This window comes from Serratia sp. CY47280, from assembly GCF_052168655.1.
Lineage (GTDB): Bacteria > Pseudomonadota > Gammaproteobacteria > Enterobacterales > Enterobacteriaceae > Serratia > Serratia bockelmannii.
In genome coordinates this window covers 415,052-424,278 of the sequence record NZ_JBJNMG010000003.1, presented here as the reverse complement: position 1 = coordinate 424,278, position 9,227 = coordinate 415,052, and the positions used below count along the sequence as shown (strand labels likewise).

Annotated in this window: 9 protein-coding genes; 8 read left to right on the top strand and 1 reads right to left on the bottom strand. The window is 60.6% G+C overall.

What is annotated here, in order from left to right:
- Positions 1 to 87 precede the first annotated feature (87 nt).
- The 5 genes from nlpI (at position 88) to yedF (ending at position 4,693) form a co-directional block, all read left to right on the top strand.
- A complete protein-coding gene (nlpI, locus tag ACJ8J4_RS16275) occupies positions 88 to 972 on the top strand; it encodes a lipoprotein NlpI (RefSeq protein WP_025305056.1) in 885 nt (294 codons plus the stop codon).
- Positions 973 to 1,088: 116 nt separating this feature from the next.
- Positions 1,089 to 1,169, top strand: a complete 81-nt coding sequence (gene yrbN / locus ACJ8J4_RS16270; RefSeq protein ID WP_099032700.1) for a protein YrbN — start codon at positions 1,089 to 1,091, stop codon at positions 1,167 to 1,169.
- A complete protein-coding gene (locus ACJ8J4_RS16265; RefSeq protein WP_025305057.1) occupies positions 1,159 to 3,096 on the top strand; it encodes a DEAD/DEAH family ATP-dependent RNA helicase in 1,938 nt (645 codons plus the stop codon). Before yrbN ends, ACJ8J4_RS16265 begins: the two co-directional genes overlap by 11 nt.
- A gap of 146 nt (positions 3,097 to 3,242) precedes the next feature.
- Positions 3,243 to 4,457, top strand: coding sequence for a selenium metabolism membrane protein YedE/FdhT (yedE, locus tag ACJ8J4_RS16260; RefSeq protein ID WP_043139259.1), 1,215 nt, complete (start codon positions 3,243 to 3,245; stop codon positions 4,455 to 4,457).
- A complete protein-coding gene (gene yedF / locus ACJ8J4_RS16255) occupies positions 4,454 to 4,693 on the top strand; it encodes a sulfurtransferase-like selenium metabolism protein YedF (RefSeq protein ID WP_197836441.1) in 240 nt (79 codons plus the stop codon). The genes yedE and yedF overlap by 4 nt, the downstream gene beginning before the upstream one ends.
- 38 nt (positions 4,694 to 4,731) lie before the next feature.
- Here yedF and ACJ8J4_RS16250 read toward each other — a convergent pair whose 3' ends face one another.
- Positions 4,732 to 5,745 carry a luciferase-like monooxygenase gene (locus ACJ8J4_RS16250; RefSeq protein ID WP_025305059.1) on the bottom strand — a complete coding sequence of 338 codons (1,014 nt, stop codon included), beginning with the start codon at positions 5,743 to 5,745 and terminating at the stop codon, positions 4,732 to 4,734.
- A 231-nt stretch (positions 5,746 to 5,976) separates the two neighbouring features.
- Here ACJ8J4_RS16250 and ACJ8J4_RS16245 point away from each other — a divergent pair, with 231 nt between their 5' ends.
- Genes ACJ8J4_RS16245 through ACJ8J4_RS16235 form a run of 3 tightly spaced genes read left to right on the top strand, consistent with a single transcriptional unit; the run spans position 5,977 to position 9,223 of the window.
- Entirely contained in the window at positions 5,977 to 6,948 is a 972-nt protein-coding gene (locus ACJ8J4_RS16245) for an HlyD family secretion protein (protein ID WP_025305060.1), read from the top strand.
- Entirely contained in the window at positions 6,930 to 8,084 is a 1,155-nt protein-coding gene (locus tag ACJ8J4_RS16240; RefSeq protein WP_147823151.1) for an ABC transporter permease, read from the top strand. Before ACJ8J4_RS16245 ends, ACJ8J4_RS16240 begins: the two co-directional genes overlap by 19 nt.
- A complete protein-coding gene (locus tag ACJ8J4_RS16235; protein WP_197836440.1) occupies positions 8,081 to 9,223 on the top strand; it encodes an ABC transporter permease in 1,143 nt (380 codons plus the stop codon). The genes ACJ8J4_RS16240 and ACJ8J4_RS16235 overlap by 4 nt, the downstream gene beginning before the upstream one ends.
- Positions 9,224 to 9,227 lie beyond the last annotated feature (4 nt).

The following is a 9,227-nucleotide window of genomic DNA, read 5'->3' as shown; positions in this document are numbered from 1 at the left end:
GCTGTTCGTATCGCGCGGGTAGGATACCCGCGTTTTAGCAAACGGAGGACAGGACGTTCATCCAATGTTTGTCTTCGGGAGTGGGAAATGAAGCCTTTCTTGCGCTGGTGTTACGTTGCGACAGCACTCATGCTGGCAGGATGCAGCAACCATGATTGGCGTAAAGACGAAGTTTTGGCAATCCCGTTGCAGCCTACGTTGCAGCAGGAAGTGATCCTGGCGCGCATGGAACAAATTCTTGCCAGCCGGGCACTGACGGATGACGAACGCGCACAGCTTTTATATGAGCGCGGTGTGCTGTATGATAGCCTCGGGTTACGTGCATTAGCGCGCAATGATTTCTCGCAGGCGCTGGCGATACGTCCCGACATGCCGGAAGTTTTCAACTACCTGGGCATTTACTTAACGCAGGCAGGCAATTTTGATGCTGCCTATGAAGCGTTTGATTCTGTACTAGAGCTTGATCCAACTTACAATTACGCGCGTTTAAACCGGGGCATCGCACTGTATTATGGCGGCCGCTTCCCGTTGGCGCAGGATGATCTGCAGGCGTTTTATCAAGACGACCCAAACGATCCCTTCCGTTCGTTATGGCTGTATCTGGTGGAGCGAGAAATCGATCCCAAGAAGGCCGAAGTAGCGCTTCAGCAGCGCTATGACAAATCGGACAGAGGGCAATGGGGATGGAATATTGTCGAATTCTACCTGGGCAAGATCAGCGAAAAAACGCTGATGGAACGCCTCAAGGCAGATGCAACGGATAACACTTCGCTCGCTGAGCATCTCAGTGAAACTGACTTCTATTTGGGTAAACACTACCTGAGTCTGGGGGACAAGGACACCGCTTCGGCGCTGTTCAAACTGACGGTGTCTAACAACGTTCACAACTTCGTTGAGCACCGCTATGCATTGTTGGAATTGGCGCTTTTGGGCCAAGAGCAAGACGACCTATCGGAATCGGACCAGCAATAGCTGACGAACACCTATCAGCCTGATGAACATTGGTTTTTAACCAAAGTTATCGCCTTAACGGGCGAGGGCTTTTTTGTTCGTTTTATAATCTAATTTGAGCCGGTTCACACTTTTCAATGAAAATGACTGAAAATTTTCTCGACGAGTTATGTAGACTGGCTGCCATTATTAATGAGGCACGTGTACATGACGACTGAGTTTGAAACCTCTTTTGCTGATCTGGGGCTGTCTGCTCCAATCATTTCCGCCCTGAACGATCTGGGCTATGAAAAACCATCTCCGATCCAGGCTGAGTGTATTCCTCACCTGTTGAACGGCCGCGACGTGCTGGGCATGGCACAGACCGGTAGTGGTAAAACCGCAGCGTTCTCGCTGCCGCTGCTGCACAACCTGCAGGCAGACCTGAAAGCACCTCAGATCCTGGTGCTGGCACCGACCCGCGAACTGGCGGTTCAGGTTGCCGAAGCGATGACCGATTTCTCCAAACACATGAACGGCGTCAACGTGGTAGCCCTGTACGGCGGCCAGCGTTACGACGTACAGCTGCGCGCTCTGCGCCAGGGCCCGCAAATCGTTGTGGGTACCCCAGGTCGTCTGCTGGACCACCTGAAGCGCGGCACCCTGAACCTCTCTAACCTGAGCGGTCTGGTGCTGGATGAAGCCGACGAAATGCTGCGCATGGGCTTTATCGAAGACGTAGAAACCATCATGGCTGAGATCCCGGCAGAACATCAGACCGCGCTGTTCTCCGCCACCATGCCGGAAGCGATCCGTCGCATTACCCGCCGCTTCATGAAAGAGCCGCAGGAAGTGCGCATCCAGTCCAGCGTGACTACCCGTCCGGACATCAGCCAGAGCTACTGGTCGGTCTACGGCATGCGTAAAAACGAAGCGCTGGTGCGTTTCCTGGAAGCCGAAGACTTTGACGCGGCGATCATCTTCGTCCGTACCAAGAACGCGACCCTGGAAGTGGCCGAAGCGCTGGAGCGCAGCGGTTATAGCAGCGCCGCGCTGAACGGCGACATGAATCAGGCGCTGCGTGAGCAGACCCTGGAGCGCCTGAAAGACGGTCGTCTGGATATCCTGATCGCGACCGACGTTGCGGCCCGTGGCCTGGACGTTGAGCGCATCAGCCTGGTTGTCAACTATGACATCCCGATGGACTCCGAGTCTTACGTTCACCGTATCGGCCGTACCGGCCGTGCGGGTCGCGCCGGCCGTGCGCTGCTGTTCGTGGAAAACCGCGAACGCCGCCTGCTGCGCAACATCGAACGCACCATGAAGCTGACCATCCCTGAAGTGGAGCTGCCAAACGCAGAACTGCTGGGCGAGCGTCGTCTGGCCAAGTTCGCCGCGAAAGTTCAGCAGCAGCTGGAAAGCAGCGATCTGGATCTGTACCGCGCACTGCTGACCAAACTGCAGCCGGAAGAAGAGCTGGATATGGAAACCCTGGCCGCAGCGCTGCTGAAAATGGCTCAGGGCGAACGTCCGCTGATCCTGCCGCCGGATCCGGTCTTCAAACCGCGCCAGCGCCGCGAGTTCAACGACCGTGACGATCGTCGCGGTGATCGTGGCGACCGTCGCGACAGCCGCGATAGCCGTGACGGCGACCGTCCGCGTCGTGAACGTCGTGACGTTGGCGAAATGCAGCTGTACCGTATCGAAGTGGGCCGTGACGATGGCGTTGAAGTCCGTCATATCGTTGGTGCTATCGCTAACGAAGGCGATATCAGCAGCCGTTACATCGGTAACATCAAGCTGTTTGCTTCCCACTCCACCATCGAGCTGCCAAAAGGCATGCCGGGCGAGATCCTGAATCACTTCACTCGCACTCGCATCCTGAACAAGCCGATGAACATGCAGCTGTTGGGCGACGCACAGCCGTTCGAACGTCGCGAGCGTCGTGACGGTGGCAACGGTGGCGAGCGTCGTGGCAACGGTAACGGCCGTCCGTTCAACGGCGAACGTCGCGAAGGCGGCCCACGTCGCTCCTTCGGCGAACGTCGTGAAGGCGGTAACGGCGGCGAGCGTCGTGGCGGTAACTACAACCGTGACGGCAAGCCGGCGCCACGCCGTGATGACAGCGCACCGGCAGCACCACGTCGTCGTTTCGGCGACGCGTAATCGCTGATTCACCGTTCGCGGTGAAGCGCTCTGAAAAACCAGCCTGCGGGCTGGTTTTTTTATGCCTGAAAATTGCCGTCAAACGCCCCCGAATGGCGTATCATTCATAAGGTTTTTTCTTATGGATGATATGCACGGGAGATGCCATGAGTTGGCAGCAGTTCAAATCTCAATACCTGGTGCGCTTTTGGGCACCGCTGCCGGCGGTGATCGCTGCCGGGATCCTTTCTACCTACTACTTCGGCATGACCGGCACCTTCTGGGCGGTGACCGGCGAATTCACCCGCTGGGGCGGCCATGTGCTGCAGTGGTTCGGCCTGCACCCCGAGCAGTGGGGCTATTTCAAGGTTATCGGCCTGCAGGGCACGCCGCTGGAACGCATCGACGGGCGCATGATCATCGGCATGTTCGCCGGCTGCATCGCCGCCGCGCTGTGGGCCAACAACATCAAGCTGCGCCAGCCGCAGCACCGCATTCGCATCGTACAGGCGCTGCTGGGCGGCATCATCGCCGGTTTCGGCGCGCGCCTGGCGATGGGCTGTAACCTGGCAGCGTTTTTCACCGGCATCCCGCAGTTCTCGCTGCATGCCTGGTTCTTCGCGCTGGCGACCGCCGCCGGCTCCTACTTCGGCGCCAAATTCACGCTGTTGCCGATGTTCCGCATCCCGGTCAAATTGCAAAAGGTGAAGTCCGCCGCGCCGTTGACGCAGAAGCCTGAGCAGGCGCGCCGCCGCTTCCGGCTGGGCATGGCGGTCTTCGGCCTGGCGGTGGCCTGGTCGCTGTGGACGCTGTTCGATGCGCCGAAGCTCGGTATCGCCATGCTGTTCGGTATCGGCTTCGGTTTGCTGATCGAACGCGCGCAGATCTGCTTCACCTCGGCGTTCCGCGATCTGTGGATCACCGGCCGCACTCACATGGCGAAAGCCATCATCATCGGCATGGCGGTGAGCGCCATCGGCATCTTCAGCTACGTGCAGCTCGGCGTGGCGCCGAAGATCATGTGGGCCGGCCCGAATGCGGTGCTGGGCGGCTTGCTGTTCGGCTTCGGCATCGTGCTGGCCGGCGGTTGCGAAACCGGCTGGATGTACCGCGCGGTGGAAGGGCAGGTGCACTACTGGTGGGTGGGGCTGGGCAACATCATCGGCGCTACGCTGCTGGCCTATTACTGGGACGATCTGGCGCCGGCGCTGGCGACCGACTACGACAAAATCAACCTGCTCGACACCTTCGGCCCGGTCGGTGGCCTGCTGGTGACCTATCTGCTGCTGGCGCTGGCCTTCGCCGCCATGCTGTGGTGGGAGAAACGCTTTTTCCGCGCCCGGCCTGAGGCGCAAGTGGTGAACTTGAGGAGCATGTCATGAAAGAGACGACGATAGTGCCGGACTACCGGCTGGACATGCTGGGTGAGCCTTGTCCGTACCCGGCAGTGGCGACGCTGGAGGCGATGCCGCAGCTGAAACAGGGGGAGATCCTGGAAGTGATCAGCGATTGCCCGCAGTCGATCAACAACATCCCGCTCGATGCGCGCAACCATGGCTATAAGGTGCTGGATATCCAGCAGGACGGGCCGACCATCCGCTACCTGATCCAGCGTTAACGCCGAGGCGGTGGGGTTCCCCACCGCCTTTTCGCTTTTTATCCCTTCACGATGTCGCCCTTCACGCCGGCAACAATCTCGAACGAACGCAGCCGCGCCTGGTGATCGAAAATCTGGCCGTTGACCATGATCTCGTCGGCATCGGTTTCACGCAGCAGCGTTTGCAGCCCGTGGCGCACCGTTTTTTCATCGCCGACGATCGACATCCGCAGCGCCTGCTCGACGCCGTATTGCTCGCCGGCGGTCCACAACGCGTGAATGTTATCCACCGGCGGCGGCAGCGGGCCGGGCGAACCGCGGCGCAGATTGATGAACTGCTGCTGCATCGAGCTGAACAGGAAGCGCGCATCGCTATCGCTCTCGGCGGCGATCACGTTGACGCATACCATGGCGTGCGGCTGCGCCAGCTGTTTGGACGGTTTGAAGTTCTCGCGGTACAGCTGCAGCGCCTGGAACAGCATATCCGGGGCGAAGTGCGAGGCGAAGGCGAACGGCAGGCCGAGCTGTGCCGCCAGCTGCGCGCTGTAGAGGCTGGAACCGAGCAGCCAGAGCGGCACGTGCAGCCCCTGGCCCGGCACCGCCTGCACCGGCTGGCCGGGCTGCGCATCGCAGAAATAGTTTTGCAGTTCCTGCACGTCGCGCGGGAAGGTATCCACGTCGCCGGACAGGTGGCGGCGCAGCGCCATCATGGTGCGCTGATCGGTGCCGGGCGCTCGGCCCAACCCCAAATCGATGCGCCCTGGGTAGAGCGACTCCAGCGTGCCGAACTGCTCGGCAATCACCAGCGGCGCATGGTTCGGCAGCATCACACCGCCGGAGCCGAGGCGAATGCTTTGGGTGCCGGCGGCCAGATAGCCCAGCAGCACTGAGGTGGCGGCGCTACCGATGCCGGTCATGTTGTGGTGCTCGGCCAGCCAGTAGCGCTGGTAGCCCCAGCGTTCGGCGTGCTGCGCCAAATCCAGCGAACAGTGGAAAGCGTCGCGTGCCTTGGCCCCTTGCGGGATTGGCGATAAATCCAGTACCGACAGCGGTACCGCAGTGTGTTCAGTCATGACATCGTCCATCAGAGAGTGGATCGCTTAAAGGGCGATTGCAGGAGTCTGCATACCAAAAAGCCGAAAAAAGATGCTTTTTAGTGTTAAAAGCATAATCCAATTTATAGTTATAAAAGAGGAGATATGTGCTTGTGATATCCTCATGAGAGCAATGGTGTTTTTTGGAGCAATTTGAGACATGGAAATGATGATCCCCGCCCGCCGCTTACCGTTCCGGGAGCTGACATAATGAAAAAAAAGACGCTGTTTACCCTGTTGCTGATGTTGGCGGCGATCGCATTGGCGATCCTGTTCCGCGCGCACAATCAGGATCTGTTGCTGCAGGGTGAAGTGGATGCCCCCGAAGTGATCGTCGCATCCAAGGCGAAAGGCCGGGTCGTTGAACGCCTGATCGAACGCGGCGACGACGTGAAAAGCGGTCAGCTGATCATTCAGCTCGATAGCCCCGAACTGATGGCGCAGCTGCGTTCCGCGCAGGCGACGCGCGACGAGGCCAAGGCGCAGCTCGAGCTGTCGCTGCACGGCACCCGTGAAGAGAGCATCCGCAACCTGCGCGCCAACCTGGCGCAGGCCGAGGCGCAGTACCGCAATGCGCAAAACGACTACAACCGGAACCTGAGCGTGGCCGGCAAGGGCTATATCTCGAAGTCCGAGCTGGACGCTTCGCGCCGGTCGCGCGACACCGCCTTCCAACAGGTGCAGGCCGCCAAGGCCAATCTGGATGAAGGCATTAACGGCGACCGCGTCGAGCAGCGGCAGCAATATGCGGCGGCGCTGCGGGCGGCGGAAGAGAATCTGCTGCAGATCCAGGCGCAGAGCGACGATCTGCAGGTGAAAGCGCCGGTGGACGGCGAAGTGGGGCCGATCCCGGCCGAAGTGGGCGAATTGCTGAACGCCGGCAGCCCGCTGGTGACGTTGATCCGGGTGCCGGACGCCTACTTCGTGTTTAACCTGCGTGAAGACATCCTGGCCCACGTGCGCAAAGGCGACAAGGTCACGCTGCGGGTGCCGGCGCTGAAGGACAAAATGATCGACACCGAGGTGCGCTACATCGCGCCGCTGGGGGATTACGCCACCAAACGCGCCACCCGCGCCACTGGCGACTTCGACCTGAAAACCTTCGAAGTGCGCCTGTATCCGTCACAGCCGGTGGACGGCCTGCGTCCGGGGATGAGCACCTTATGGCAATGGAAAGAGTAAGGGCCGGCTGGCGCTGCTTCAGTCACGCGTTCGACAAAGAGTGTCGCGTCGCCTTTCGCAGCCCGGTGGTGCACTGGCTGAGCTGGATCTTTCCGCTGATCCTGTTTGTGCTGATCAGCAGCAACTTCTCCGAAGGCACGCTGCTCGATCTGCCGGTCTCGGTGGTGGACAGCGATCACAGCCCGCTGTCCAAATCGCTGACGCGGCGGCTGGACGCCGGCTCGCACGCCCACGTCGAGGCATATGGCGGCGGGCTGCCGGAGTCGCTGAGCCGCCTGCGCAGCGCGCAGGATTACGCGTTGCTGTATATCCCGCCGGACTTTGAGGCCAACGCGCTGTCGGGCAAACAGCCGAGCGTGGTGATGTACTACAATGCGTTGTTCTACGGCGCCGGGCTGTACTCCACCCAGGACTTTGGCGGCCTGATGAACGAAATCAATGCCAGCACCCGCAGCATCATCGCCACCGAGATGGGCAAGACGCTGCCGCCGTTGGCGGACGTGACGCTCTCCTACGGCAGCCTGTTCAACGCCAGCGGCAGCTATATCTATTACCAGCAGTTCGCCGCCACCATCCATCTGCTGCAGCTGTTCGCGGTGACCTGCATGATCTACGTGCTGGCGCGCAGCAAGTCGCTGCTGCAGGCCAAGCCGTTCAGCCTGGCGCTACTCGGCAAGCTGGCGCCGTACACGCTGTGTTTCACCACCCTGCTGATGGTCGAGATCGCGGCGCTGGTGGGCATCTTTGACGCCCGCGTCAGCGGCAATCCTCTGTTTATGCTGATGATCGGCCTGTTCTACGTGATGGCGGCGCAGAGCATCGGCCTGCTGCTGTACACCTTTACCGGCAGTACCATCACCGCGTACAGCCTGATCGGTATTTTGGTCAGTATCGCGATGACCTTCTCCGGCATGGCGGTGCCTGAGCTGTCGATGCCGCTGCCGGCGCGCATCATTTCCAACATCGAACCGCTGACCCACGCGCTGTACGCGATGTTCGACGTGTTCCTGCGGCAGGTGCACGCCAGCGCCATCTTCAGCGTGTGCGCGCTGCTGGCGGTCTATCCGCTGGTGGCCGCGCTGCTGGTGCGCAATCGCCTGCCGGCGCGGCTGGCAAAAGAGGGGAACGCCGGATGAAGCTCTATTGGCAAACCTTCGTTAAGGTGCTGCTCGGCATGCTGGAGCGGCCGGTGTGGCTGATGCTGATCCTATCGCTGTGCATCATGAGCCTGGTGTACGCCAACCGCACGGTGTGGGATCTGCCGGTAGGGGTGGTCGATCAGGACCACAGCACCGCCAGCCGCCAGCTGATCCGCCAACTGGACGCCACCTCCAAGATAGCGATTGAAACCTACGACAGCCTGGAACAGGCACAGCGCGATCTCAGCTGGCGCAAGCTGTTTGCGGTGATCATCATGCCGGTGGATCTGGAGAAGAAGATCCTCAGCGGGCAGAACATCGTGGTGCCGGTGTACGGCGACGCCACCAACCGTCTGGCCAACGGCCAGATCCAACAGGATGTGGTGGCGGCCTATCAGCAGCTGCTGACGGAGTACAACAACGGGCTGCTGCTGCGCAGCGGTTTCAGCGAACGGCAGGCGCAGATACTGCTGACGCCGATACTGGGGCAAACGCTGGACGTGTTTAACCCCGGCATCAGCTTCGCGGCGATCATCTTCCCCGGCCTGTTGGTGATGCTGTTGCAGCACTCGCTGCTGATCGCCTGTATCCGCGTCAATATCGCCATGAAGAGCATGCCCGGCGGCAAAGCGCCGCTGGCGGCGCACCTCGGCGGGCTGACGGCGCTGCTGCCGATCTGGCTGTTCCTGTCGATCGTGCTGTTCGTGCTGTGGCCGTGGGTATTGGGCTATCGGCAGACGGCGAACATCGCCGAACTGCTGCTGCTGACCTTCCCGTTCCTGCTGGCGGTACTGGGGCTGGGCAAGCTGGTGACCGAGTGCCTGCGCAGCGTCGAGATGATCTACCTGACGCTGGCGTTTATCACGACGCCGGTCTTCTACCTGTCCGGCACCATCTGGCCGCTGCAGTCGATGCCGGCCTGGGTGCGCGCCATCTCGTACAGCATTCCCTCCACCTGGGGCACCAAGGCGATCGCCGGCGTCAACCAGATGGGGCTGTCGCTGAATGAAGTGTGGGGCGACGTGATGATGATGCTGGTGCTCGGCGTGGTCTACACCCTGCTGGGCTTCGGTGTCGGCTTCTTGCGCAACAGCGTGGCGCTGCGCGGGATGTTCAGGAAGCGGCGGGTGAGTTGATTGA

Bases quoted from the DNA above. Each gene is read 5' to 3' on its own strand.
- ACJ8J4_RS16245 (WP_025305060.1), top strand. From the start codon at position 5,977: ATGAAAAAAAAGACGCTGTTTACCCTGTTGCTGATGTTGGCGGCGATC.
- yedF (WP_197836441.1), top strand. From the start codon at position 4,454: ATGAAAGAGACGACGATAGTGCCGGACTACCGGCTGGACATGCTGGGT.
- nlpI (WP_025305056.1), top strand. From the start codon at position 88: ATGAAGCCTTTCTTGCGCTGGTGTTACGTTGCGACAGCACTCATGCTG.
- ACJ8J4_RS16265 (WP_025305057.1), top strand. From the start codon at position 1,159: ATGACGACTGAGTTTGAAACCTCTTTTGCTGATCTGGGGCTGTCTGCT.
- yrbN (WP_099032700.1), top strand. From the start codon at position 1,089: ATGAAAATGACTGAAAATTTTCTCGACGAGTTATGTAGACTGGCTGCC.
- yedE (WP_043139259.1), top strand. From the start codon at position 3,243: ATGAGTTGGCAGCAGTTCAAATCTCAATACCTGGTGCGCTTTTGGGCA.
- ACJ8J4_RS16235 (WP_197836440.1), top strand. From the start codon at position 8,081: ATGAAGCTCTATTGGCAAACCTTCGTTAAGGTGCTGCTCGGCATGCTG.
- ACJ8J4_RS16240 (WP_147823151.1), top strand. From the start codon at position 6,930: ATGGCAATGGAAAGAGTAAGGGCCGGCTGGCGCTGCTTCAGTCACGCG.
- ACJ8J4_RS16250 (WP_025305059.1), bottom strand. From the start codon at position 5,745: ATGACTGAACACACTGCGGTACCGCTGTCGGTACTGGATTTATCGCCA.